Below are 25,011 nucleotides of genomic sequence, written 5' to 3'. Positions count from 1 at the left end.
TATGAAAATCAATGTCGATCGCGGGCGGTGCACAGGAATCGGAATCTGCGAATCGGTAGCCGAGGACTACTTCGAGGTGGCGGACGACGGTTCACTGATTCTCCACAAGGAGTTGGTCGATGCCGGTGACGAGAACCTCGCCCGGGAGGCTGTTCGTGCATGTCCGGCCAAAGCCCTGACACTCGACGAGACATGATCGTGAACGCAACAGATATCGATCATGGAGCCGGACTGGTTGTCGTCGGGGCGTCACTGGCCGGTCTGCGGGCTGCGGAGTCCGCCCGTCAAGCGGGGTTCGCGGGACCGATCACGCTGGTCGGCGACGAGTTCCATCTTCCCTACGACCGGCCTCCCCTGAGCAAGCAGTTCCTGAAAGACGGCGCCGCGCCCGACTATCACACTTCGGCCGAGGAGCTCGCCGCCCTCGATGTGAAGCTTCGCCTCGGGGCGCCGGCGACGGGACTGGACCCCGCATCGCACCGCGTGCGTGTTGGTGACAACGACTGGCTTCCGTACCAGAAGTTGATCATTGCGACAGGTGCGTCACCACGCTCTCTTCCTGACATGCCGGATCTGGAGGGCGTTGTCGGGCTTCGCACTCTCGATGACGCACTCGCCCTTCGTGAAAGACTCCGCCCTGGAATCAAACTCGTGATAGTTGGCGCCGGATTCATCGGATCCGAGCTCGCCTCGTCCGCCCGAGATCGCGGCGCAGACGTGACGATCGTCGAGGCCGCCCCCATTCCACTCGTCCGTGCAGTCGGCGAGACCGTTGGCCAGGCGCTCGCAAAGCTTCACGAACGCAACGGAATTCCACTCCTGTGCAATGTTCAGGTCGAGGGGCTGATCGGCACCACTCACGTCGAGGCGGTCCGGCTGAGTACCGGCACTTCGTTGCCGGCTGAGCTTGTTGTCGTCGGCGTGGGAGCGTCTCCCGCGACGGGGTGGCTGGCAGATTCGGGTATCGAACTGCACCCGGTGGATGGTGGAGTGATGGCAAACGAGTTCCTTCAGACCTCGCTTGAAGACGTCTATGCGGCGGGCGATGTCGTCCACTGGCCCAACCCTGCATTCGACGGACTATCGGTGCGGCTCGAGAACTGGACCAATGCTGCCGATCAGGCGCACCAGGCTGCCATCAATGCCGTTGCGCCGGAAGATGCCAAGCCGTACGAGACCGTCCCCTATTTCTGGAGCGACTGGTATCAGAGCCGCATCCAGTTCGTCGGCACGGCAGTCGCCGATGAAGTGGTCTTTGCCTCCGGTGATCCTGACACTGACAAATTTGTGGCGCTGTACCGCTCGGGCGATCGACTGGTCGGCGCTGCCACCTTGAACGAACAACGCAAGATCATGAAGCTGCGTCGCATTATCGCAGGTAAAGGCGTCTGGGCAGATGCGCTCGAGCTCGTTAATCCCACGGAGAAGAAATCATGACCACTACCGCAATAGCCGCCGTTCTGCGTGACAGCGACGGCAAGTTCGAACTCGAGGAAGTGGAGCTCGGGCCGCTGGAGTCGGACGAACTTCTCGTCAAGGTGGTCGGCGCCGGGTTGTGCCACACCGACCTTCTGCTACGGGATCCCAATTTCCTGGCGCAGACCGGGCCGATCATTCTCGGCCACGAAGGTTCCGGCATCGTCGAAGCGGTCGGCAGCGCGGTCAGAGGCGTCGAAGTCGGCGACCACGTGCTGATGAGTTTCGAATCCTGCGGTCGCTGCCGCAACTGCCTTGCCGGAAGCCCTTCCTACTGCGACGAATTCATGTCTCGAAACCTCACGGGGCGCCGCGCGGATCTCAGTACCGGTGCGCTCGATCGGAATGGTAACCCGGTGGCGAACCGGTGGTTCGGGCAGTCGTCCTTTGCCACGCACGCCATTGCAACCGAACGCAATGTGGTCGTGGTCGACAAAGCGCTGCCGCTCGAGCTTCTCGGTCCTCTCGGCTGCGGCTTGCAGACGGGCGCTGGTTCGGTTCTCAACGAAATGAAACTGGCTGCTGGACAAAGTATTGCAGTGTTCGGAGCCGGTGGTGTCGGACTTGCGGCAGTGATGGCAGCCAAGGCTGCAGGTGCCCGTGACATCGTCGTGGTCGACCTGGTCGACTCTCGGCTCGAAACGGCTGTAGAAGTTGGTGCTACCCGAACGGTGCGCGGCGATGCACCGGATCTCGTCGAGGCAATCAAGAACGGCGGGCGTGGACTTGACTTCTCCTTCGAAACGACCGCAGTGACCTCTGTCATCACAATGGCTGTCAGCATCCTCGACACCCCGGGTAAGGCGGTGTTGGTGGGCGGCGGTTCCGGAAAGCTCGACATCGACCCAGTTCTGTTGGCAGGCAAGTCAGTGACGTATGTGCTGGAAGGGAGTTCGGTCCCGCAGGTCTTTCTCCCGCAGCTGGTGGATCTGTGGCAACGCGGTTGGTTCCCCTTCGACAAGCTCGTCCAGACCTACACGCTCGATCAGATCAACCAGGCCGTGGAGGATTCGCTCTCCGGCAAGGCAATCAAGCCGGTGCTGACGCCGGCGCACCACTGACCACGAAATGGATCGAGAATGACCTCAACGGATTCGCTATTCTTTTCTGCCGCAGCAACATCGAACGGACGCGATCTCCCTACCACGGGTAGCTTCGGGGTGATCAATCCCGCGACGGGTGAGGTATTCGCACAGGCACCGTCCGTCACGCCGGATCAGCTCGACGGTGTGTTCGCCGCGGCTCTGACCGCGTACGAATCTTGGCGGTTCGACGACGAATTTCGGCGTGACTCATTGCGCCGAGCCGCAGACGTCATCGAGAGCCGGATCGGCGAACTGGCCCCGATCCTGACGATGGAGCAGGGCAAGCCCCTCACCGATGCCGCAATGGAATTCGGCGTCGCGGCGATGTGGCTGCGCTACTACGCCGATCTCGACATCCCTCGGGAAATCATCCGAGACGATGCCGAGGGCTTCGAGGAGGTCACCCGTCGACCGATGGGGGTCGTCAGTGCCATAACCCCGTGGAACTTTCCGATCGCGCTTGCGATGTGGAAGATCGCGCCGGCACTGCGCGCGGGCAACACTATCGTCGTCAAGCCCTCTCCGTACACACCGCTGGCAACGCTTGCGCTCGCCAACGTCCTTCGTGGCACCTTCCCTGACGGTGTACTCAACGTGGTCACCGGGCCGGATCCGCTTGGCGCAACTATGGTTTCGCACCCAGTTCCGCGCAAAGTCAGCTTCACCGGTTCGACCTCGGTCGGGCGAAAGGTCGCTCTCGGGGCTGCAGACGGCCTCAAGCGCATCACTCTGGAACTCGGCGGAAACGATCCCGCCGTCATTCTCGGAGACGTGGACGTCGAGAAGATCGCACCCAGCCTGTTCCAAAGTGCATTCAACAACAACGGGCAGATCTGTCTGGCCGTCAAGCGCGTGTACGCACACGAAAGTATTCAGCCTCAACTGGTCGAGGCCCTCAGTGAAATTGCCAAATCCGTCAAGGTCGACGAGGGCACTGTCGACGGAACGGTGCTCGGGCCCATCAACAACAAGCCGCAATTCGATCTGGTCAAGAGCTTGGTTGCGGATGCGTTGAACAACGGTGCGAGGGCCGCCGCCGGCGGTGGACCAATCGACCGCAAGGGTTACTTTCATCAGCCGACCATCCTCGACCAGGTCGACGACGGTATGCGCATCGTCGACGAAGAGCAGTTCGGTCCGGCGCTTCCCATCGTCTCGTTCCGAGACGAGGCCGACGTCATCGTCCGCGCCAACCGCGGAGAGTACGGACTTACCGCGTCCGTGTGGTCGGGCGACGCCGAACATGCCGCAAGGCTCGCTCCGCAGATCGACGCCGGTCAGGTCTCGATCAACGGGCATGGCAGCGGTGTTCTACCGCATCTCCCGTTCGGCGGTCACAAGTCCAGTGGCATCGGAGTCGAAAATGGCCCTTGGGGTCTACACAGTTTCACCGAACTGCAGGTGATCACGGGACCTTCGCGCCACTAGCCGCTATGCGGTCGACCTTTGGCAACCAATGTCCACAGAGTGCTGGACATTGGTTGCCATCGGATTTCCAGTGGTACTTGGAATGCGTGGGCGAACGCACACGTCCGAAAAAATTACGAACACTTCGCAATAGTCACCGATATCCCTCCAGGAAAGAGGACATTCATGTCTACCGTGGTCAACAGCGAGCGCGAGGATCGCCAACAGCCGACGGGCATAGCAATGCCCGGCGCCTGGCTTCTGGGCCAACGTGATCCCAGTCGGCCCGCGATCGTTATGGAAGGCAAGACAACAACTTTCGGTGAGCTTGTCAGTAAGGCCAACCAGCTCAGCAACAAGTTCACCGATCTGGGGTTGACCAGAGGCGATGTCGTCGCGGGTCTACTGTTGAACGGTACCGAGTTCTACGAAATTACTCTGGCATGCACGCAAAGTGGTTTGTATTTCGTTCCGATCAATACTCATCTGGCGGGACCTGAAGTCGAGTACATCGTGCGCGATTGCGACGCGTCCGTCCTTATCGTTCACGCAGAGCTCGCCGACAAGGTTGTCGGCCGGATAGAGGACGCAGTTCCGCACCGCGTGGTTATCGGTGGCGCGCCGGCCGACTGGTCCAGCTACGAAGCCTTTACCCTCCTCGCCGACGAAACTCCCGCCACCCGCTCGCTGGGCTCGGCGATGATGTACACCTCCGGCACAACTGGCCGACCGAAGGGCGTCCGCCGCCCGATGATCGATGCAACGCCCGAGAGCCCGCTCCAGGCGACCGGTCCGTTCTTCGAGCACGTGGGAATACCCCATGGGCCTGGACGGCATTTGGTGTACTCGCCCGTGTATCACGCTGCGCCGGGCGGTGTTTCACTTTCTCTGTTGCATGCTGGGCACACGCTGTACGTCTTGCCTGGCTTCGATGCAGAAACGGTGCTTCGAACGATCAGCGACAAAGCCATTACTTCCTCCCATATGGTTCCCACGCATTTTCAGCGGCTTCTCGATTTACCGGCAGGCGTTCGTAACAGCTGTGATATCTCGAGTGTCGATGTTCTTTTTCATGCCGGGGCTCCGTGTCCTCCGGCAACCAAGCGCGCCATGATCGATTGGTTCGGTCCGGTTCTGGTTGAATATCTCGGCTCCACCGAGGGGCTCGTGTGCGTGTGCTCCACCGCCGAGTGGCTCGAACATCCGGGCACCGTCGGGCGACCGGACCCGAGCGCCGTAGTGCTCCGAGGGCTGGACGGAGAGCAGGCTCCCCCCGGTGAAGAGGGCACTATCTATTTCAAGACCAGCCCATTCGAATACTTGGGAGATCCGGAGAAGACCGCTGCTGCGCAGTGGGGCGAATTCACTACGTCGGGAGATGTCGGACGCTTCGACGACGACGGCTACCTGTACATATTGGATCGGCGCGCAGACCTGATTCTCTCCGGCGGCGTGAACGTGTATCCAGCGGAAGTCGAGGGCGCACTGCTCGAACATCCAGACGTTGCCGACGTCGGAGTCATCGGCGTCTCCGACCCGGAGTGGGGCCAACGAGTGGTGGCGATCGTCCAATTGGCGTCCGGATTCAACGACGACGAAGACCTCCGCGCAAAGCTGGACCAACACGTACGTGAGCAGATCGCCGGCTTCAAGCGACCGCGCGAGTACATCTTTGTCGTGGACTTTCCGCGATCGGCCGCGGGCAAGGTGTCGCGCCAAAAACTGCGGGAACTTGCCAACGGTCAGTAGTGACACCCCATGCGTCGGGGCGACCCATCCGCCCGACATAGCTAATAGTCCCCTCACGTTGGCACGTCGACGCAATCTGCGCCGCCTCGTGGACCTTGCAGAATCCACGGAAGATCCTGCTTCCTGCCACGGCTCCCAGGATCGCCTGTGGTGATCGCATTCGCGGGCTCCTGGTTGGTCAGTGACCTCGGTAATCACTGACCAACCAGGAGCCCATGAGTCGTTCTACGCCGCAGCACCGTAATCCGCCTCTCCCGAAGCGAGAATCACGGGCGCTGGCTGCTCAGGCGCCTCAGGGGAGCTTTTGGCGGTGGCGGAGGGATTTGAACCCGAGTTGACCACCAGGGGCAGCCGTTAGCATCACGCCATGGAACTTGGGGTACATTTCGCGCTTTCAGACCACGTGGCAACGGAACTTCTCGACGCACGTGGCGACGACGACAGACTCGATGCGTTGGTCGAGGACATCGAGGAGACAGGGCGCTCCGAGTTCTCATGCGACACGGACAAGGCGTGGGACCCGATCCTGTGCTCCCTCTCCAATGGCGGGTACCAGCGCGCGCCCGAGAACTGGCCGGCATGTGGCGTGATCTTGGGGGACGAGGACCTCAACACGAACACCGACGACCAACTGATTACCTATATGACGCCCAATCGGGTCGCCGAAGTCGCCTCGTACCTGGCGGAAATCACCGAATTCGAGTTCGGCGCAGGCTATGACGCGATGCCGCTCGACGACCGCAACCCGGAGTACGGCGTGGACGAGCGCACGTACGCCTGGGGTTGGCTGCAGGAAGTGGTGGACTTTTTCCAGCGCGCGGCCCGCGACGATCGGCACGTGGTGTTCACCGTGCGGTTCTGACTGCCCACCACTGTCAGCAGGCGGGTCTCGATCGTCCTACTCGTTGTGTCCTACTCGTTGTGTCGAGCGACTCTCAACGCAGCTGCAGCACCGGCAAGAAACACAAAAAAAGCTCCCCACCTGCGTGAACAGGTGGGGAGCTTTGGCGGTGGCGGAGGGATTTGAACCCTCGGACGGGGGTTACCCGTCACACGCTTTCGAGGCGTGCTCCTTAGGCCGCTCGGACACGCCACCGTTGGTGACTTTACCGGATGGTGTGCCCGAGACCGAAATCGCCTGGTGGCGGATCGTTAGGTCAGCTTGTCCTTGACGCTGGAAGCAGCATCCTTGACCTTCTCACCAGCGTCTTTGACCGCCGATTTCACCTGGTCGCCTTTGCCTTCGTTTTCGAGGTCTTTGTTGCCGGTGACACTGCCAGTAGCTTCCTTGGCCTTGCCGCCGAGATCTTCTGCCTTGTTCTGAGCTTTGTCTGCGATTCCCACGAGTACTCCCTTGAGTGAACGCGAAACAAATCACCTTCCGGCAATTCGCAGATACCGTGACGGCATCTGTCCTCCACCATGCCTGCGTCTGCCGGTTACTGCCACCCCGATGTGGAATCCGTCTCGCTCGGGAATAGCGGAATCAGCCCCGCTGATCGCGGAAGAAATCCTCCAAAAGCCCAGCACATTCGTCTTCGAGCACCCCACCGCGCACCTGCGGACGGTAGGTCAATCTTCTGTCCCGAACGACATCCCACAGCGATCCGACGGCACCGGTCTTGGGCTCCCAGGCCCCGAAAACGACCCTGGAGACACGGGCGAGAACCAACGCGCCGGCACACATCGTGCACGGCTCGAGAGTGACGGCGAGCGTCGCACCTTCCAGACGCCAACCGTCGCCGTAGATTTTCGCCGCTGCACGCAACGCGAGAATCTCGGCGTGAGCCGTGGGATCGGACGACGCTTCCCGCGCATTGGCCGCACGGGCAACCTCGACGCCGTCCGCGTCGAAGACAACCGCGCCAACGGGAACGTCGGAGACCGATGCACTGCGCGCGGCACTGATGGCCGCACGGATCATGCGCTGATCGTCAGCGAGTGACATCTACCGCGGGAGCTTGTCGAGCACGGCAGAGAATTCGGATTCGAATCCGAGTCGCTGCGCGATCATCGCCAATTGCTCGTCGGGATACAGATCAGTATCGGCGGTGATCACCGAGAGAACGGGTTCCGGTAGCCCCAGATCAGCCAGGACCGACAGATCCCCCTCTTCCCAGGGCTCGACATTGTCGAGGTCATCTGGATCGATGTCGGGGATTTCAACGTTCAGCGCGTCGAGGACGTCCGCTGCGATGTCGTAGTCGATCGCGGCGGTCGCGTCGGAAATCAGCAGATGCGTTCCCGTCGGCGCAGGACGCAAGATGATGAAGAACTCTTCGTCGACGTCGATTAGGCCGAAAACGGCACCCGAGCTACGAAGCTCGCGGAGTTCGGTTTCGGCGCTCGACAACGACGTCAAAGCCGCAGAGGTCAAAGCCTTGACCGTCCACTTGCCTTCGTCACGTACCACTGCCACGCCGAAGCCTTCGAACTCCTCCGACTGGTTCGAGGAGGCGCTCTTGTTACTCGCGCGCTGTGCACCCATGGCGCAACGGTAGCCCGGCTAGTGCCCGTGAGTGAAGTCCGCGCCCGGATATGCCAACCTGAACGGGTGTCTGCGACCGATTCTGCCCCTCCCGTCTGCGTCCTCGGCCTCGGTTTGATCGGCGGTTCGCTGTTGCGCGCCGCTGCCCGCGCCGGTCGCGAGGTGTGGGGTTACAACCGTTCGAGCGAGTCGGCCGACGCAGCGCGCGCCGACGGTTTCGAAGCCAACACCGATCTTGCTGCCACTCTTCGGAAAGCTCAGGAGACCGGCGCAATCATCGTGATCGCCGTGCCCATGCCGGCCGTCGACGCCACTCTCGAAGCCATTGCCGCACATGCCCCGAACAATCCGGTCACCGACGTCGTGAGCGTGAAGGGCGAGGTGAAGGCAGCCGTCGAGCGTCGTGGCCTGAGTGCCCGCTTTGTCGGTGGCCATCCCATGACCGGAACCTCCGCGTCTGGCTGGGCCGTTGGCGATGCAGACCTGTTCATCGACGCCGTGTGGGTCGTGGCCACCGACGACGGCGTCGACGCAGATGTGTGGACGCAGGTCGCGGACCTCGCTCTGGACTGCGGTTCCGTCGTCGTTCCGGCCGAATCTCTCGAACATGACCGGGCTGTGGCCCGGATTTCGCATCTGCCGCACCTGCTCGCCGAATCGTTGGCGATCACCGGCGCCGCCGGTGGTGAACTCGCGCTCGGGTTGGCCGCCGGATCGTTCCGCGACGGCACCCGCGTGGCCGGCAGTGCGCCGGGACTGGTGCGGGCAATGTGCGAGGGCAACCGCGATGCACTGCTGGTCGCATTGGACGAGGCTCTCGCTCTACTGCAGAGGGCGCGAAGCGAACTGCACGCGCACGGTTCGACAGCGGAACTCGTCGATGCCGGGTTCGCCGCGCGAGGAGCCTACGAATCGCATGAGCGTTGGGACATCACCGATGTGCGCGTCGGAGAATCCGACTGGATCAACCGGATGCGCGACGCCGGCCGCCGCGGCGGCGTGATCCAGCGACGCAGGTAGGTTCCCGCTGTTGGATCCCGACTGTCAGATCCGGCCGGCCAGTCCTGGGTAATCGAGGATGAATCCTTCGTGGTCGACGGTCACCGTTGCACTCGATACGGGTGACATCACGCTGATGCCGTCGGTACCGCTGCTGTACGTGATGGTTGCGGCTTCGACCCGCAGATCCAGCAGGTTGACGTACACAACCGGAACCTCGACATCTTGGGTGTCGTTCTGCAGCCCGAAACGCCTGATGGGAAGGGTGTTGAAGAACGGGCTGAGGATCACGTCGACGTCGAGCGCGCCGGAGAAGGACGAGCGCTGGTGGTTGGCGCCGTTCTCCACCATCCAGGTTCCCTCTTCGTCTCGGCTGATCGACATCTGACGCTCACCCGCAGCGAGGGCGGTACGCACCGACAACCTGCGCGTGATACCGGCCTCGTCTGTGACCAGGTCATATGAGGCGCTGAATGCGGGATGTTCGCTACACGCGCCACCGATGATCCGGCCTGACGCCTTGATGCGATTTCCGCTCAACTGCACGCGTACCGACTCCATGCGAGGAGCGTTGTGCGCCTGCCAGGTCAATACCGCAGGCCAGGATGCGCTATCGGAAGGTTGGATGCTCACCCGACCACGGTAATGGACGATGCCCTCGAGAGCACTGCTGGCTGGTGATTATTACTGCGATCAAGGACCTTTTCCGCGGCGTCGGTGACCTGCGACTGTGTGTGTAAGGCGATTCACAGCCCGATACGGCCGCCGATACGTGCGGAATGCCGGTGCGCGAAAAGTTGTGGCAAAAGCTGTCGGACTTCTCGAGTAACGTGCTTACAAGTCGGTTCGTGAGGAAGGGTGCTGTGACGTCGTCGCAAAGCATGGTGGGGTTGTTTGCCGGTATCGGTGGGCTTGAGTTGGGTCTGTCGGAGCACGGGTGGAACACCGAACTGCTGTGTGAAATCGACCCGGGCGCCCAGGCAGTTCTCCGTTCCCGGTTCTCGGACGTCCCTTTGCACGGCGACGTCACGAAACTGCGCGCGCTCCCGGCCGATATCGACTTGGTTGCTGCCGGTTTCCCCTGCCAGGACCTCTCGCAGGCCGGTAAGACTGCGGGCATTACCGGCGCCCGCTCGGGCCTCGTCGACGAAGTATTTCGACTGGTCAAGCGCAAAAAGGGTCCACGGTGGCTGGTCATCGAAAACGTGCCATTCATGCTGCAGCTAGGCAAGGGCGCAGCCATGCGGCACATCACCGACGCTCTCGAAGACCTCGGTTACACGTGGGCGTACCGCGTTGTCGACGCCCGGGCATTCGGCCTCCCTCAGCGCCGCCAGCGCGTCATCATGCTGGCATCGCGCACCGAAGATCCCCGCGAAATCCTCTTCGGACAAGACGCCGGTGAGCGACTCGGCGGCGACCCTGCCGATTTCCCGTGCGGCTTCTACTGGACCGAGGGCACCCGCGGACTCGGTTGGGCCGTCAACGCCGTACCGACGCTCAAGGGCGGTTCTTCCGTCGGAATCCCCAGCCAGCCGGCCGTCCGCTTACCTTCGGGTGAGATCGTCACGCCAGGCCTGGTCGACGCCGAACGTCTACAGGGTTTTGATCCCGACTGGACACTGCCGGCCGTCGACGTTCCCGGCCTACGCCACAGCCATCGCTGGAAGCTCGTCGGAAATGCCGTGAGCGTGCGAATGGCGTCGTGGGTGGGTAGCCGTCTGGTCGATCCCATCGAATACGACGCGGAGTACGAGACACCCCTCGAACCTGGCGACGCCTGGCCGAGTGCCGCGTGGGGCCGTAACCGCCAAGCGTTCCGCGTCCACACCTCGACGTGGCCCGTTCAACACGACTACGAGGATCTGAGCGGATTCCTCGAAGACACTCGGTTGCTGTCCGCTCGGGCTACTGCGGGCTTCCTCAAACGCGCACGGATGGGCAACCTTCGCTTCATTCCCGGATTCATCGAGGACGTAGAAAGCCATCTCGAGCGGATGGGCGGATATCCCGAGGCAGTGGCATGAACGGGGCAGTGGCATGAGCGGGGCAGTGACATGAGCGAGGGTTCACTGTTTCCCGAGCCGGAGACCCTGTTTCCGGAAACGCTGTTTCCGGAACCCCAGCACGAACCACTGTGGGACGCATTGCGACTCGCGGGCGACAAACCTGCGGCAGACGCCGACCGCGGCGAGAAGAAGAACTACGCGCAGCGGCTTTCCAATCAACTCGCCCAGACGGTTGCCGACGCCTTGCGCCCGCTGTACCCCAACATCACCCCCACTGCGACGGGCGAAGGCCAGGAAGCGACGGTAGATGTCGCGAAGGGCCGAAAGCGCTTGGATGTCAAGGCACTCGACCCCACACTCGGCTTGATCCTGTGCGTGTCGATCAAGACGTACAACTTCCAGGACTACAGCCCCCGCAGCGGAAAGCTCGGCCGCTGGACCAAGAACATCGTCCGCAATGATCACGAATTGCGTGGCGAGGCAATGGTTCTGCATCAGCGACAGCCCTACAGCGTTCTGGTAGCCGTCATGTTCGAGCCGTACGCCACGTGCGACGACGGCGACCCCACCAAGACCAGCGACACCGGCAAATCCTCGTTCGCCCACCACGTCACGACGCTGTCGAAGCGTTCCGGCCGCGGCAAACGTGCGGTTGTCGGCGTTCCGGGTAAGGCGTGGGTTGATCTGGGCGCCGAGGACACGCGCTACGACCTCTTCGAAAAAGTGTTCATCGGATTGTACGAAACCGATGGCGGCGTACGCTTTTTCGACGTCGACGAGCCGCCTCCCCGCAACGGCCGTCCCACCGAGAGTCAAACACTCTCGTTTGACGATTTTGTCACCATCGTGCACGGTGAAGTGGAGCGTCGCAACAGGTTTGCCCCCACCTGGTCAGACCCGGACGACGGCGACGACTCCGACAGCTGAACCCCACGAAAGTGAAGACAGTGCCCGCGACGGATCCGACAACCAGCGCTCGAATGAGCGCACAGCGTCGACGCGACACCAAACCCGAGATCGCGATCCGGCGCGAACTTCATCGGAGTGGACTGCGGTACTTCGTCGATCGGGCTCCCGTCAAAGGTGTTCGTAGACGGGCCGATTTGGTGTTTCCGCGGCGGAAGGTGGCGGTGTTCGTCGACGGCTGTTTCTGGCACTGTTGCCCGCTCCACGCGACATACCCCAAGAACAATGCGCAGTGGTGGGCGGACAAGTTGGCCGCCAACGTGCTGCGAGACCGGGACACCGATGCACGCCTCGCCGAACAGGGCTGGACCGTCATCCGCATCTGGGAGCACGAAGATCCGTCGACGGCAGCCGAACGCGTCCGGAACACTCTTCTCGCTCCGTAAGCTTCGTGAGGTGAGCGGACTTGGTGGAGCGCGAGTAGTTCTGGCGGGTGCGTTGATTCTCGGTGGAATCGTGTACTCGTCGTGGGTTCTGGAGTTCTTCCTCGACACCGGACTTGATCCGGTGACGTCGTTCCTCAGTGAACTCGACGCGGCAAATCAGAAGTACCGCGACGTGTTCGGTAACGCCGACGTTATCTCCGCCGTTTTGATGTTGGTGTCAGCGACGCTCGGGCTACTGGTTACGGAGCGACGCAAATTCTATGTGGCGGGCTGGATTGCACTGGCTGTGTTCGGCGTTGCCACGATTGCGGACGCGTCGTTTCCGCTGGACTGCTCCGGCCCGGATTGCGCGGCGAGCGAGCCCGGCGGACTACTGCCGCAACTACATCACGTTCATGCTTTGACCAGCAGCGTAGCGGTCTTTGCGATCTTCACCGCGATGATCACGTTCACCGTCGGGGCCTTCCGTTATCGCGAGCATCCGCTGTTGCGCACCGTCGGATTGGGCCTTTTGATCGTGACTTCCCTTGCGACGGTGTGGATGTTGACAACTAACGGCATAGAACTGGCCGGCGGCGGTAATCTGGGCTTGGGAATCGCCCAACGTGCACAGGTTTTGGGAATGTCTTTGTGGCTGTGCACCCTGGGTTGTGCGGTATTGCGGCGACAGGAAAGGTTTTTGAACAGCGATTTCGGGCGATCCTGACATACACGGACCTACCGAAGGGTGTGCCCATGTCACTCGCGTCGACGTTCTTCTCCCACCCACATCAGGCGTTCACCACGGGGTTTTATCGCAACGAGTCGTTCGACTACGAACTGCGAGTCCTCCTCGGACAGGCAACGTACGGCGCCTCCGATACCGGCGAAGTTCTTGCTGCCGTCGCCGAAGTCGGCGACAAAGACCACGAGGGTTGGTACGTCGCGTGGTTCGACCTCGGATCACGGATATTCGAAGAAGCCGAGGAATCCGCGCAGGCCGGACATCCGCGCAGCGCGTCGAGCGCGTATCTGCGGGCAGCGTCGTACTTCGCTGTGGCCGTCAATGCCGTCGACGGACTGACCGACGATTCGGTTCTGGTTCCCACGTTCCGGCATCACCGCGCCGCGTGGGACGGTTTTGTCGACACCACCTCGCACTCCGTGGAGCGCGTGCGGATTCCGTACGAGGACACCACGATGCCGGGGTACTTCTTCCGCCCACCCGGAGACGTGCGACGGCCGACGCTCATCATGGTGAACGGCAGCGACGGCCCCATCAGTTCGATGTGGGTCAACGGCGGCGCCGGAGCGCTCGAACGCGGCTACAACGTGCTGATGTTCGACGGACCGGGTCAGCAGTCCATGCTGTTCGAGAACAATATTCCGTTCCGCCATGACTGGGAAGCTGTCATCACCCCTGTCGTCGACTTCCTGATCGACCGACCCGACGTCGACGCGTCGAAGTTGGCGATGTGCGGCATCAGTCAGGGCGGCTATTGGGTGCCGCAGTCATTGGCGTTCGAGCATCGGATCGCCGCGGCAATCGCCGATCCCGGCGTGGTCGACGTATCCGCGTCGTGGCTCGTTCACATCCCGCGCGGCATGCAGAACTTGCTGGAAGAAGGCAAGTCGGAGGCCTTCGACCGGGACATGGCGATGGGGTTGCGAGCGTCGAAGGAAACGGCCCGCATCTGGCGGTTCCGAGCGCGGCCATACTTAACTGACGGCTACTACAACACTCTGGCCGAGGTACGGAAATACCGCCTCGAACATGTTGCGGGCTCGATCACCACTCCCCTGCTGATCACCGATCCCGAACACGAACAGTTCTGGCCGGGGCAATCGCAACGCCTCGCTTCGCTGTCCGGCGGGCCCACCACTCTGGTTCCGTTCACGGCCGCCGAAGGCGCGAGTTTCCACTGCCAACCGATGGCAAGACGCCTCACCGACCAACGCATGTTCGACTGGCTCGACGAGCAGTTGGGGCTCTAGACGACTGAACCGACCTTCTCCGTACGGTTCAGCAGCGTTGCACACATCGGGAGCAGCAGAACGGTAATTGCGCCGGCCGCCACCAGAATCGACGCATTGGACGACGACATCTGACCGGCACTGACAGCAGCACCGGTGACGGCAACGATCATCGGCAACCCGGTAGCCCCGTACAGCGCGACCTGTGCACTCTCCCGGGTACTGAAAGGCGGTTCGACCCTCTCGAACTTGGTCGTGAAAAACACCGGCACACCGCGAACCACGATGATGAGAACAAGGAACGCCAGCAGGACGGTGGGATTCTCCGCGACCGCCGACACGTCGATTGCCATTCCGGAAGTGATGAAGAAGATCGGAATGAGGAATCCGAAAGCAATACCGTCGAGCTTGATCTCCAACCGCTCGTTGCCGTCGGGCATCAGGCGTCGCAGGATGAAACCGGCCGCAAAGGCGCCGAGAACAACGTCCAGCGAGAATACGGCCGAGAGTGCACCCAGCCCGACCAGCAACAAGATCGTCAGGCGAACCGTGGTCTGTGCTGTGGTGTCCGCGCCGGAACGGACAAGTGTGTGCGTCCACGATCCGTGCGAGATCAGCTTGGTCGGCAGCACCGCAAGAATCACCGCGATCAGCGCGAATGCCGCGAGGACCACCAGCGACATGACAGCGCCACGCGCACCGAGCAATACGGCCATCGCAACAACGGGGCCGAGTTCGCCGACAGCGCCGTGATTGAGGACCGTCCGGCCAAGCCGGGTGTCGAGGATCTTGTTGTCCTTGAGGATCGGCAGCAAGGTACCCAACGCGGTCGACGTCATCGCAATCGCGACCGCCGCTTCAGCGGAGATCACACCCTGCGCCCCCAAGAGCGCGACAATCGCAAATGCCAAAGCGAGGCAGAACAGCCACGTGTACAGCGCTCGCCGGCCACCAGCGCCGCTCAGTTCCTTGCGGTCGATCTCGTAGCCGGCGAGCAGAAACAGCATGCCGAGGCCCAGTTCCCGAAGGATCCCGATGGCCTCACTCTCTGCCGCCAAGTTGAGCGCAAAGGGCCCGACAACCGCGCCGGCGACCAACAGCAGCACAACTTCCGGTACCAGGCGCCGCGGGAACAGGCCCGCGACAAAGGGCGCGAGCGCAGCGATCAGCGCAATCCAGAACAGCGACGAGGCAATTGAGGGCACGGATCATTATCGGGCATTTACGACAGATGTGCCTGCGATTACATCAGCGGCGCGTTACCGCTCTGAGTTATTTTCGCCAGAACAGGTGGTGGGTCATCCCACTCGGGCTTGGCACGATCTCGAGATTGAAACGGTCACGCAGCTCGTCCGGCGACTCCCAGAGACGGAGCCCGGAACCGAGCTCGACCGGAGAAACCGCGACGTGCATGGTGTCGACGAGATCCGCGTCGAGAAACTCCCTGATTGTGGTCACCCCACCGCCGAGCCGGACGTCCTTACCCTGTGCGGCCTCACGGGCCTGCTCGAGCGCGGTCGTCGGGTCTGCGTCGACAAAATGAAAAGTCGTGTCGGAAAGGGTGAACGACGGTCTTGGGTGGTGGGTCATGACAAACACGGGCGTGTGGAATGGCGGCTCGTCGCCCCACCATCCCTGCCACTCGAGGTCTTTCCAGGGTCCACGCTGGAATCCGAATTTGTTGCGGCCCATGATTTCGGCACCGATATTCTGGGCGAAGTCGCGAGAGAAGTAATCGTCGAGCCCTCGACTTCCACCGGGGTCGGTTCGATTCGGCCAGCTGGCCGTGGCTCCGGCCCACGCAAACATATCGCGATGGTCGAACCCGAACGGGCTCTCGAAACTCTGGTTCTCACCCGCGGCGACTCCGTCACTGGAGATGGTGAAGTTCTGGACCCGTAGTAGCTGATTCACTGTGCGCTCCCACACTCTCGATGATGGTCATACGGGAGTTAAGACTCGGAGGAGAGGTGAAACTCATCGGCGGCGGGACTATGCATTAAGCCTGATCGTCCATGAGACCGAGCGTGTCCCAAGCCTGCTCGATGCGTCCGGCCGAAAAACGAGCATCGGAGCTTTCGAGCTCGGCGAGGATGGCCTGGACGACAGCGACCATGGCTGTCAGCGACGGAGTCACGTAGATACCCTCGATCGGGGTGATCACGACGTGATCGGCGTATGTGTTCAGGGGTGACGAGTGCAGGTCGGTGAGAACGGCGATAGTCGCGCCCCTTTCGCGTGCAAGACGGGTTAATCCACGCAATGTACTGGTGAGGCGCCAAACATTGATGACGATGACACAGTCGCGTTCGTCCAGGTGTGACACGTGTATCGCCTGCGACGTTGCGGAGCCGGCCGAGAGGCGGATGTCGTATCCGTAGACGGACGCCAGGTAACTGAGTACCTGTGCGGGTCCTGCCCCGGATCCACTGGTGATCAACACGATTCGACGGGCCGCTTTCATCGCGTCGGCAACGCTCTTGATGGCAGTGATGTTGGCCGCGGACGAGACGGCGGCGAGGTTTGCCACATCCTGCCTCAGCATTTGCGCCGCCGCCTCCGTCGATTCGGGGCGCTCGGGATTTGTTGTCACGAGTGAGTCGAGATATTCGGCTCTGAGCGCTTGACGAAGATCGCTCCACCCCTCGAACTGGAGTTGCTGGGCGGTCCGCACAACAGTGGAGACATTCACTCCAGCGCGCTCGGCGACTTCGCGGCCAGATGCATACGAGGCGAACTGCGGCATCTGTGCAAGAACTTGTATGACCCGATCGGCCTGAGCTCCGAGGTTCGCGCGCTCTGCTCGTTGCGCGAGCATCGTCCCAACCGTCACCTCGGAGCGCCTCTTTTCACTGGATCTAATACATGGCATCAAGCGTCGCTGACGACCTGAAACACGTCACTGGTCGCAGTCACGCTATCACCGCAATCTCAGGCCTCCTTGGGGAAACTTCGCATGAACAAAGTGTTGCATGAATCACGACTATGCATCTAATGTTGCGCGCATCCCAGCCTCGACGCGAGCATTCACGCAGCCCACGGACAACAATCAGTCGCTTTCAAGGAGAGACCATGCACACTCGGGTAATTAACGCCCACACGCTCGAACCCTCGACTGGCGAGCGCCAGAAGAATGCCTGGATCGACATCGCCGACGGGCGGATCGTCGACAGCGGGGTGGGGCGGCCCCCCGCTTCGCCCGGCGACATTCGAATCATCGATGCAGGTGGGGGCACCGTCATGCCCGGCTTGGTCGACGCCCACGTCCATATCCTGGTGACGACGACAAATACCGCCGAAATTGCTGGATGGACGCCGGGTTATGCGACTGTGAGAGCGCTGCGCTCGGCGGGCGACATGCTCCGACGTGGTTTCACCACCGTGCGTGATGTCGGTGGCGCCGACCATGGAATGGCCCGTGCTTTGCAAGAGGGCTTGGTCCCAGGGCCTCGACTGATCTTCGGCGGTAAAGCACTATCGCAGACCGGTGGCCACGGAGACTTCCGCTCTCTCAATGACACCTCTGTGCCCTGTTGTCAGCTGAAACCCGACTTCGGACGGATCGCGGACGGCGTTGATGCCGTTCGCCACGCGGCCCGCGACGAGTTCCGCAAGGGCGCGCATCACCTGAAGCTTGTCGTCTCCGGTGGGGTCGCATCCCCGACTGACGAGATCTCAGCGGTCCAGTACACACAGGAAGAGATACGTGCGGCTGTCATCGAGGCTGAGAACCACAATCGGTACGTCACGGTGCATGCCTACCACCCGCGCTCGGTGAATCAGGCGCTGAGAGCCGGCGTGCGATGCGTCGAGCACGGCAACCTCATCGACGACGAGTCGATCCGCCTGCTCGTCGAGAACGACGCCTTCTTGGTCCCGACAATCATCACGTACGAGGCGATGTACGAGGCCGGTGCTGCATCCGGCCTGTCCGCAGGATCACTGAAGAAGCTCGACGAGGTTCGGACAGCGGCCGTCGGCGCGCTTGAACAGGCCCACCGGGCAGGAGTGAATCTGGTCTACGGCACCGACTTGCTCGGGCATCTGCAAACGCGTCAACTCGAAGAGTTCACGATCCGTGCGCGCGTTCAGCCGATCCTCGACGTGATACGCAGCGCCACCAGCACTGCTGCGCGCTTGCTCGGCATGGAAGGAGAGATCGGCACCCTCGCGCCGGGCGCTCACGCGGACCTCCTCGTGTTGGACGGGGACCCGGAGCAGGACCTCACTGTCCTCACCACGCCGGAGCGGTACTTGCGTCACGTGATCCACGGCGGTGACGTCACCGACATCGCTAAGTGATGGACATAACAGCGGAATGTGGAGGCCTACGTCGCCGATAGACATCAGGCCAATCGGATGCATCCGTGTGCATGTGCAGAAATACAAGAAAGCCCCTCACCGGCATCTCTGCTGGTGAGGGGCTTTCTGTTGTGCGCCCGAAGGGATTCGAACCCCTAACCTCTTGATCCGTAGTCAAGTGCTCTATCCGTTGAGCTACGGGCGCATGTTCTGTTGTGTTGCTGGTCTTGCGTGTCTTGCCGTCGTACTTTCTATCATTTCTTACCCGCCGGTCAAAATCACCGGCGTGGCGGAGGCGAGAGGATTTGAACCTCCGGTCCCTCGTAAAAGGGACAACTCATTAGCAGTGAGTCCCATTCGGCCGCTCTGGCACGCCTCCCTGGGGGTTCCGATCCTTTCGGACCGCCGGGACGAAAGATTACACACTTCTCACCACCAAAGGCAAAACGAGTGGTCAGAGCCCTGATTCATGGCGTTATCGCAGGTTGCCGTCGAACCAGTCGAAGATCCGGGTGCGGGCGTCGATGATCGCGGCTGCACAGGGGTCGTCGTCGTCCCGGCCTTCGGGGACTTGTGGTGGTTCGTCCGCTCGATGCTGCAATCCTGCGTAGCTCACCACCAGGGTCGCCACGTCGGCTTTTGCCGTCGCCTCCCTCAGTCTGTTGACGTGCTCGGGTGGAGTGTCGGGATCGTCCTCCCCGTAGAGGGCGAGCCACGGGGCTTGCAGGGACACCGCGGCGTCGAGCAATGCCTGCGCGTCGACGGACAGCGCTTCGACGATCCCACGGGCGGCGACACTCACAGCCGCACCGACGGGACGACTGGTTGCGACGAGCATCGCCGCGGTGCCTGCCGCGTCGAAACCGAGGACGCCGATGGTGTCGGCCGGGACGTCGCGGCCCGTGAGCCAATCGAGGGTCGCGTCGACGTCGGCAAAGAGGTTGTCACCAAAAACATCGCCCTGGACTACCTCGGGTTCACGGTGAAAAAGATGCGGGGCGACGGTCAGCCAGCCGTCGACGGCAAGGGCAGCCATCAACTCGAGGAGTGCTTTGCTGAATTGCCTCGCCTCGTGCAATACGACGATCGCGCCACGGGTCGGGCCGTCGGGTTCCACCACGGTCAGTGGCACAGTGGCGACGCCGCCGTCGGCCACCCGCAGATTCGCGGCATCTCGGAACATTCCCGACATGCTTCCTACTCTGACACGTGGACGGCTCGAGCGCACCGAATCAGAGCGCGCATAATCGGACTGTGACCCCACACATTCGCCCCGACCTCGCTTCGATCCCCGCCTACGTTCCCGGACGCAATTTTCCGGGTGCGATCAAACTCGCGAGCAACGAAACGACACTTGGCCCGCTGCCCAGCGTCCGTGATGCCGTGGCCGAAGCTGTCGGACACGCGAATCGTTACCCCGACAACGGCGCGGTGGCATTGATCGAGACGCTTGCGTCATTCTTGAATGTTGAACCGGCAAACGTCGCTGCTGGTTGCGGCTCTGTGACGCTGTGCCAAGAGTTGGTACAGGTCACATGCGATCCGGGCGACGAGGTCATCTACGCGTGGCGCTCCTTCGAGGCCTACCCGGTGGTGACTCAGGTTGGCCACGCGGTGTCGGTGAAGGTCCCGCTGGCCGAGGATTTCGGGCACGACCTCGGCGCGATGCTCGCCGCGATCACGGACCGCACGCGCCTGATCTTCATCTGCAACCCCAACAACCCGACCGGCAATGCACTGTCGAAAGCGGAACTCGAAAGCTTCCTGAACGCCGTCCCGCCCCGCGTCGTCGTCGCTCTCGACGAGGCGTACTACGAGTACTCCCGATCCGATGCGGACGGCATCGAACTGTTCCGCAATCGCCCGAATGTGGTTGTACTGCGCACGTTCTCGAAGGCGTACGGCTTGGCCGGTATCCGGGTGGGTTACGCGGTGGCCCATCCCGAGATCATCGTCGCGCTCGGCAAGGTCCACACACCGTTCTCGGTGAGCGCGCTCGCGCAGACCGCCGCCATCGCATCGCTGGCCGCAGCCGACGAACTCCTCGCCCGCACCGACGCCGTCATCGCGGAGCGGACTCGCGTTCGCACCGCACTGATCGAGGCCGGCTACACCGTCCCCGAATCGTCGGCGAATTTTGTCTACCTGCCGCTCCGCGAACTCTCTCCCGGCTACGCCGATGCAAGTACCGAATCCGGCATCCTGATCCGCCAGTACGGCACCGAGGGCGTCCGCATGACCATCGGCGATCCGGACGAGAACGATGCCTTCCTCGCATTTGCCTTGACCGACGAAGCCAAGCGTTTGGCGGGAATCGGCGTCAGCGCGTGACACTTGATACATAACTGTTACGCCCAGCCCTAGAATTCGTTCTCGCGGCCAGGCACACTCAGGAAGGTTCGAAACCGGCCCGGAGGAAGGAGCACGAAGTATGACGCGAGGCATCACACGCGCTTGTGCTGTGCTCGCGACTTCTCTCCTCGCAACCTCCCTGAGTGTGACTGGCGTGGCTAGCGCCCAGAGCCCCGATACCGTCTCGGTCCGGTTGCTCGCGTTCAACGATCTCCACGGCAGTCTGCTGCCACCAGAAGGCGAACGCAGCCAAATCATGCAGGCCGACGGTTCGTACACCCCCGCGGGCGGCGCCGCATACCTCGCCGCGTACGTGTCCCAGCTGCGAAACCAAGCGTCGAATTCGTTGCTCTACTCCGTGGGTGACAACTGGGGATCGTCCGCACTGGAATCGTCGATGTTCAACGACGAACCAACAGTCGAACTCCTCAACCGCATGCAGATCAATGCGTCGGCGATCGGCAATCACGAACTCGACGACGGCCTCGCGGAATTCCGTCGGATGGAATCGGGTGGGTGCTCCGCGGAGAACGCCTGCACCTTCAGTCCCACGTTCGGCGGAGCCAATTTTCCGCTGATGGCGGCCAACATGACGTACACCGACGGCACACCGGCAACGCTGCCCTTCACGGTCGACATCGTGGACGGCGTTCCCCTCGGCGTGATCGCGATTGCGGCAAGTAACACAGCTCAGATCGTGGCACCGGACGGCGTTTCGACCCTGAAATTCGGCGACGAGGTCGAAGCAATCGATCGCACCGCGGACGTTCTCGACTTCTTCGGCGTCAAAGCCATCACCGTGCTGTTGCACCGCGGCGACGAACCGGACATTGCGGGTGGGCCAAACGACTGCAACGTCACGTCCGGTCCCGCTCGCGACATCGCGTTGCGCGCATCGCCGAAAGTCGACGTCATCTTTACCGCGGACAGTCATCAGCAGTACAACTGCGAATACCCCGATCCCGCCGGAAATCCCCGCGTGGTGATGCAGGGCGCGTCGCACGGTCGCATCGTCTCCGTCGCGGATGTCGTGATCGACCGCACCACTCGGGACGTCCTGCGCGATCAGACATCGTCGTTCAATCAGATAGTGACACACGATATTTCGCCGGACCCCGACACGGCAGCGCTTGCCGATCAAGCATGGAATGCGGCTGCCGAAGTGGCACAACGTCCCGTCGGCACAATCACCGCCGACCTGACTCGCGACCAGACCTCCAGCGGAGAATCCGCCATTGGCAACCTGATCGCCGACGCTCAATTGGCGGCTGGCACCGCGCGGGGAGCCCAAATCGCTCTGACCAATCCGGGCGGAATCCGCGAAGACCTCGACAACGGAACAGTGACCTACCGCCAGGCCCATGCGGTGCAACCGTTCGGCAACAGCCTCGAGGTGCTGTCCATCACAGGGGCGGCATTGAAAGATGCGCTGGAACAGCAGTTCCAATTTTCGCCGGAATACTTGCCGTTCGAACGAATCCTCGCCCCGTCTGCTGGTTTCACCTACACACTCGACCGCAAGGCCCCCGCCGGGTTACGCGTCTCGGAAATGCGCCTGAACGGCGAAAACATCAACCCGGACACGGTTTATCGTGTTGCGGTCAACAAGTTCCTCGCCGAAGGCGGCGACGGGTTCACAGCCCTGCGCAGCGCCATCGAAACAACCGGCGCGGGCAACGACCTCGACGCCCTGGTTGCCCTGTTCACCTCCGGCTCACCAGTTGCTCCGCCGGCCACCGATCGCATCCGCACGGTCGGCTGAATAGGCATCAGCGAGCCGATTGCCTAGTCTCGACTGGTGATCATCGCGACCCATAACGGCAAGTTCCACGCAGACGACGTCTTCGGCGTATCGCTCCTGAAGCAGCTGTACCCCGACGCCACCGTCGTCCGCACCCGTGACGAGGACGTCCTGAACAGCGCAGACATCGTGCTCGACGTCGGCGGACGCTACGAGCCGGCAGCCGGCCGTTTCGACCACCACCAGCGCGGTGCGGGCGAACGCAACAACGGCATCCTGTACTCGGCCTTCGGGTTGTTGTGGCAGGAATACGGCCTGAAGTTCTGCAACGGCGACGAGTCCGTGTGCCGTCGCATCGACGGCCGCCTGGTCGAGGGCATCGACGCCGTCGACAACGGTCAGGAGATCTACACCCTCAACGAGTTCGGCACCAAGCCATTCGACCTGTCCGCAGTTCTGGATCTGTTCAATCCCATCTCGTCCACCGACGAGGAGTTCGACACACAATTCGAACTCGCGGTTGCGCTCGCAACGCAGATCCTGATTCGCTTGCGCGCCAAGTACGCCGGCGACGCAGCGGCCGAGAAGGAGTTCGCGGACACGTACGCCAAAGCGTCGGATCCGCGATTTGTCGTCCTGGAACGCTTCATTCCGCACGGCCGGGCGGCGTCGGCTCAGCCCGAGCTGTTGTTCACGATCTTCCCGAACACCAACGGCGGCTGGTCGATTCAGACCGTCAAGCCGGCTGATTCGAAGTTCGGTTCACGAAAGCTGTTGCCGGAGCAGTGGCGCGGCCTCAACGGTTCGGATCTGGCGGCCGAAACCGGTGTCGACTCGTCTGTGTTCTGCCACAAGGCCGGATTCATCGCTGCCGCGCACACTCGCGACGATGCGATGAAACTGCTGGAATTGGCTCTCGCCGCGTAGACCCTCAGCGGCCGAGCGCGGTTTGTAGCGTCGGCCAGGAATCGTGCAGTGCGTCTTGGTAGTACGGCCACGAATGGGTTCCGCTGTCCCGGTAGGCAAACACTCCCGCGATGCCCAGGCCTTCGAGCCTGCTCTCGAAGGCCTGGGTGCACGAATGGACGAGCGCTTCGAGCGGCCCACCCCGGACAATCGCCGTCGCTCCTTCCATGGTGAGGACTGTGTTGTGCGCTCCTGGCAATCCGGTGCTCGCAGAGCTGTAGATCGTTTTGCCGCGCAACGCCTCCGCATTGCCCGACGGATTGTGATTGCGCCAATCCGGATCCCCGGCCGGCCCCCACATATTCGTGGCGTCGCCGTTCTTGCTGGCAACCGTGGCGCGCACGAAGTCCTGTGAGTACGGCGCCGTGGTGTCGAGACACCCACTGTACGAAGCCAATCCCGTGTACAAGTCCGGATTCCGAGTGATCAGGTTGCCCGCAGCCAGCGCGCCCATGGATACGCCGCCGACAACATTGGTGCCGTTCCCGGCGAATGCCTCATCGATGAGGGGCGGTAACTCTCGCGTCAGAAACGACTCCCATTTGTTCACACCGAGGTTCGGGTCGTCGCTGCGCCAGTCGGTATAAAAACTGCCGGTACCTCCCACCGGTAGAACCACATTGACGTCCTTGTCGGCAAAGAACGCCTCGATGTCGGTGTTCTGCGTCCACGTACTTTCGGTGTATCCCGACTCCGACCCGGCACTGACCCCGTCGAGGAGATAGAACGTGGGCCGAGTGCCCGGAGCGCTCACGGGATGCAGAACCTGAACCTGAACTTCACGGCGCATCGACAGGGAGTCGACAAACACTGCACTGCGAGTGGGCGTCAACTGCTCGATCCGTGCGATATGAGCGATCTCTGTCTCGGGGTGAGCGACAGCTGTATCGGAGTGCGCAACACCGACGAGGCCGAATGCACTTACCGAGAGAATCACTCCGAGTACCACTGACGTCCGCATAAGTGGCCACCTTCTCACATAACGCCCTGTCAGACTGTTCGGTCGTGGCTGCCGATTCGACCGGAGGATTGAGTCGATCAAAAGCCGGGTATGCGTCACTCTTGGCAAGTTCTCCACCGATGCACACACAGGTGTGGATAACTTCATTCACATCCAGCCCACGACTGTGCA

General features: G+C 62.0%; 25 protein-coding genes and 3 tRNA genes. 16 read left to right on the top strand and 12 right to left on the bottom strand.

Features of this window, described 5'->3' with window-relative positions:
- Position 1: 1 nt before the first annotated feature.
- From C7T36_RS15225 to C7T36_RS15200, 6 genes are all read left to right on the top strand, one after another.
- The gene (locus C7T36_RS15225) at positions 2-196 is read left to right on the top strand and encodes a ferredoxin (protein WP_045066431.1); all 195 of its coding nucleotides are present in this window, start codon (positions 2-4) and stop codon (positions 194-196) included.
- Entirely contained in the window at positions 193-1,437 is a 1,245-nt protein-coding gene (locus C7T36_RS15220; protein ID WP_045066429.1) for an NAD(P)/FAD-dependent oxidoreductase, read from the top strand. The genes C7T36_RS15225 and C7T36_RS15220 overlap by 4 nt, the downstream gene beginning before the upstream one ends.
- Positions 1,434-2,537, top strand: coding sequence for an NAD(P)-dependent alcohol dehydrogenase (locus C7T36_RS15215; protein WP_045066428.1), 1,104 nt, complete (start codon positions 1,434-1,436; stop codon positions 2,535-2,537). Before C7T36_RS15220 ends, C7T36_RS15215 begins: the two co-directional genes overlap by 4 nt.
- Positions 2,538-2,555: 18 nt before the next feature.
- Entirely contained in the window at positions 2,556-3,989 is a 1,434-nt protein-coding gene (locus C7T36_RS15210; RefSeq protein WP_045066426.1) for an aldehyde dehydrogenase family protein, read from the top strand.
- A gap of 165 nt (positions 3,990-4,154) precedes the next feature.
- Positions 4,155-5,717, top strand: a complete 1,563-nt coding sequence (locus tag C7T36_RS15205) for an AMP-binding protein (protein ID WP_052683454.1) — start codon at positions 4,155-4,157, stop codon at positions 5,715-5,717.
- 367 nt (positions 5,718-6,084) lie between these two features.
- Positions 6,085-6,579 carry a DUF1877 family protein gene (locus tag C7T36_RS15200; protein WP_045066422.1) on the top strand — a complete coding sequence of 165 codons (495 nt, stop codon included), beginning with the start codon at positions 6,085-6,087 and terminating at the stop codon, positions 6,577-6,579.
- 143 nt (positions 6,580-6,722) lie between these two features.
- On the opposite strand, the gene C7T36_RS15195 is transcribed toward C7T36_RS15200, so the two are convergent.
- The 4 genes from C7T36_RS15195 to C7T36_RS15180 form a co-directional block, all read right to left on the bottom strand.
- A tRNA-Ser gene (locus C7T36_RS15195) sits at positions 6,723-6,813 on the bottom strand.
- A gap of 56 nt (positions 6,814-6,869) precedes the next feature.
- Entirely contained in the window at positions 6,870-7,061 is a 192-nt protein-coding gene (locus C7T36_RS15190) for a CsbD family protein (protein WP_033235102.1), read from the bottom strand.
- Positions 7,062-7,203: 142 nt separating this feature from the next.
- The gene (locus C7T36_RS15185) at positions 7,204-7,665 is read right to left on the bottom strand and encodes a nucleoside deaminase (RefSeq protein WP_045066420.1); all 462 of its coding nucleotides are present in this window, start codon (positions 7,663-7,665) and stop codon (positions 7,204-7,206) included.
- The gene (locus C7T36_RS15180) at positions 7,666-8,205 is read right to left on the bottom strand and encodes a tRNA adenosine deaminase-associated protein (protein WP_033235104.1); all 540 of its coding nucleotides are present in this window, start codon (positions 8,203-8,205) and stop codon (positions 7,666-7,668) included.
- A 48-nt stretch (positions 8,206-8,253) separates the two neighbouring features.
- On the opposite strand from C7T36_RS15180, the gene C7T36_RS15175 reads away from it, so the two are divergent.
- A complete protein-coding gene (locus C7T36_RS15175) occupies positions 8,254-9,225 on the top strand; it encodes a prephenate dehydrogenase (protein ID WP_045066853.1) in 972 nt (323 codons plus the stop codon).
- A gap of 24 nt (positions 9,226-9,249) precedes the next feature.
- Here C7T36_RS15175 and C7T36_RS15170 read toward each other — a convergent pair whose 3' ends face one another.
- Complete coding sequence (locus tag C7T36_RS15170) at positions 9,250-9,837, bottom strand: putative glycolipid-binding domain-containing protein (RefSeq protein ID WP_072782699.1); 588 nt, start codon at positions 9,835-9,837, stop codon at positions 9,250-9,252.
- 248 nt (positions 9,838-10,085) lie between these two features.
- Between C7T36_RS15170 and C7T36_RS15165 the strand changes: the two genes are divergently transcribed.
- Genes C7T36_RS15165 through C7T36_RS15145 form a run of 5 tightly spaced genes read left to right on the top strand, consistent with a single transcriptional unit; the run spans position 10,086 to position 14,539 of the window.
- Entirely contained in the window at positions 10,086-11,231 is a 1,146-nt protein-coding gene (locus C7T36_RS15165) for a DNA cytosine methyltransferase (protein WP_172936952.1), read from the top strand.
- A 30-nt stretch (positions 11,232-11,261) separates the two neighbouring features.
- The gene (locus C7T36_RS15160; RefSeq protein ID WP_045066418.1) at positions 11,262-12,140 is read left to right on the top strand and encodes a hypothetical protein; all 879 of its coding nucleotides are present in this window, start codon (positions 11,262-11,264) and stop codon (positions 12,138-12,140) included.
- A gap of 20 nt (positions 12,141-12,160) precedes the next feature.
- Complete coding sequence (locus C7T36_RS15155) at positions 12,161-12,565, top strand: very short patch repair endonuclease (RefSeq protein ID WP_033235108.1); 405 nt, start codon at positions 12,161-12,163, stop codon at positions 12,563-12,565.
- 10 nt (positions 12,566-12,575) lie between these two features.
- Positions 12,576-13,271, top strand: coding sequence for a DUF998 domain-containing protein (locus C7T36_RS15150; RefSeq protein ID WP_045066414.1), 696 nt, complete (start codon positions 12,576-12,578; stop codon positions 13,269-13,271).
- A gap of 29 nt (positions 13,272-13,300) precedes the next feature.
- A complete protein-coding gene (locus C7T36_RS15145; protein ID WP_045066412.1) occupies positions 13,301-14,539 on the top strand; it encodes a S9 family peptidase in 1,239 nt (412 codons plus the stop codon).
- Here the strand turns inward: C7T36_RS15145 and C7T36_RS15140 are convergent.
- From C7T36_RS15140 to C7T36_RS15130, 3 genes are all read right to left on the bottom strand, one after another.
- Positions 14,536-15,723 (bottom strand): cation:proton antiporter, encoded by a 1,188-nt coding sequence (locus C7T36_RS15140; RefSeq protein ID WP_045066410.1) that lies wholly within the window; start codon positions 15,721-15,723, stop codon positions 14,536-14,538. The two genes, C7T36_RS15145 and C7T36_RS15140, sit on opposite strands and share 4 nt — an antisense overlap.
- Before the next feature lie 67 nt (positions 15,724-15,790).
- The gene (locus C7T36_RS15135; protein ID WP_033235111.1) at positions 15,791-16,432 is read right to left on the bottom strand and encodes a dihydrofolate reductase family protein; all 642 of its coding nucleotides are present in this window, start codon (positions 16,430-16,432) and stop codon (positions 15,791-15,793) included.
- A gap of 85 nt (positions 16,433-16,517) precedes the next feature.
- Positions 16,518-17,351 (bottom strand): MurR/RpiR family transcriptional regulator, encoded by an 834-nt coding sequence (locus C7T36_RS15130; RefSeq protein ID WP_052683453.1) that lies wholly within the window; start codon positions 17,349-17,351, stop codon positions 16,518-16,520.
- A gap of 239 nt (positions 17,352-17,590) precedes the next feature.
- Between C7T36_RS15130 and C7T36_RS15125 the strand changes: the two genes are divergently transcribed.
- Complete coding sequence (locus C7T36_RS15125; RefSeq protein WP_084702600.1) at positions 17,591-18,820, top strand: amidohydrolase family protein; 1,230 nt, start codon at positions 17,591-17,593, stop codon at positions 18,818-18,820.
- A gap of 132 nt (positions 18,821-18,952) precedes the next feature.
- On the opposite strand, the gene C7T36_RS15120 is transcribed toward C7T36_RS15125, so the two are convergent.
- The 3 genes from C7T36_RS15120 to C7T36_RS15110 form a co-directional block, all read right to left on the bottom strand.
- Positions 18,953-19,025 (bottom strand) — tRNA-Arg (locus tag C7T36_RS15120).
- 82 nt (positions 19,026-19,107) lie between these two features.
- Positions 19,108-19,199, bottom strand: a tRNA-Ser gene (locus tag C7T36_RS15115).
- Between the two features lie 96 nt (positions 19,200-19,295).
- On the bottom strand, positions 19,296-20,012 hold the full coding sequence (locus C7T36_RS15110; RefSeq protein ID WP_045066405.1) for a dienelactone hydrolase family protein: 717 nt from the start codon (positions 20,010-20,012) through the stop codon (positions 19,296-19,298).
- Positions 20,013-20,074: 62 nt separating this feature from the next.
- Here C7T36_RS15110 and hisC point away from each other — a divergent pair, with 62 nt between their 5' ends.
- The 3 genes from hisC to C7T36_RS15095 all read left to right on the top strand — a co-directional run bounded on the left by hisC (position 20,075) and on the right by C7T36_RS15095 (position 23,840).
- A complete protein-coding gene (hisC, locus tag C7T36_RS15105; protein ID WP_045066851.1) occupies positions 20,075-21,151 on the top strand; it encodes a histidinol-phosphate transaminase in 1,077 nt (358 codons plus the stop codon).
- Positions 21,152-21,251: 100 nt separating this feature from the next.
- Positions 21,252-22,934 carry a bifunctional UDP-sugar hydrolase/5'-nucleotidase gene (locus C7T36_RS15100; protein WP_045066403.1) on the top strand — a complete coding sequence of 561 codons (1,683 nt, stop codon included), beginning with the start codon at positions 21,252-21,254 and terminating at the stop codon, positions 22,932-22,934.
- A 36-nt stretch (positions 22,935-22,970) separates the two neighbouring features.
- Entirely contained in the window at positions 22,971-23,840 is an 870-nt protein-coding gene (locus C7T36_RS15095; RefSeq protein WP_045066402.1) for an MYG1 family protein, read from the top strand.
- Positions 23,841-23,844: 4 nt separating this feature from the next.
- On the opposite strand, the gene C7T36_RS15090 is transcribed toward C7T36_RS15095, so the two are convergent.
- Positions 23,845-24,840: an alpha/beta hydrolase family protein gene (locus C7T36_RS15090; protein WP_045066400.1), complete on the bottom strand. Its 996-nt coding sequence runs from the start codon at positions 24,838-24,840 to the stop codon at positions 23,845-23,847.
- Positions 24,841-25,011: the final 171 nt, after the last annotated feature.

This window comes from Rhodococcus sp. AD45-ID (assembly GCF_003023755.1).
Lineage (GTDB): Bacteria > Actinomycetota > Actinomycetes > Mycobacteriales > Mycobacteriaceae > Rhodococcus_F > Rhodococcus_F globerula.
The sequence above is the reverse complement of the archived record's forward strand: the minus strand, read 5'-3'. Positions and strand labels throughout refer to the sequence as shown.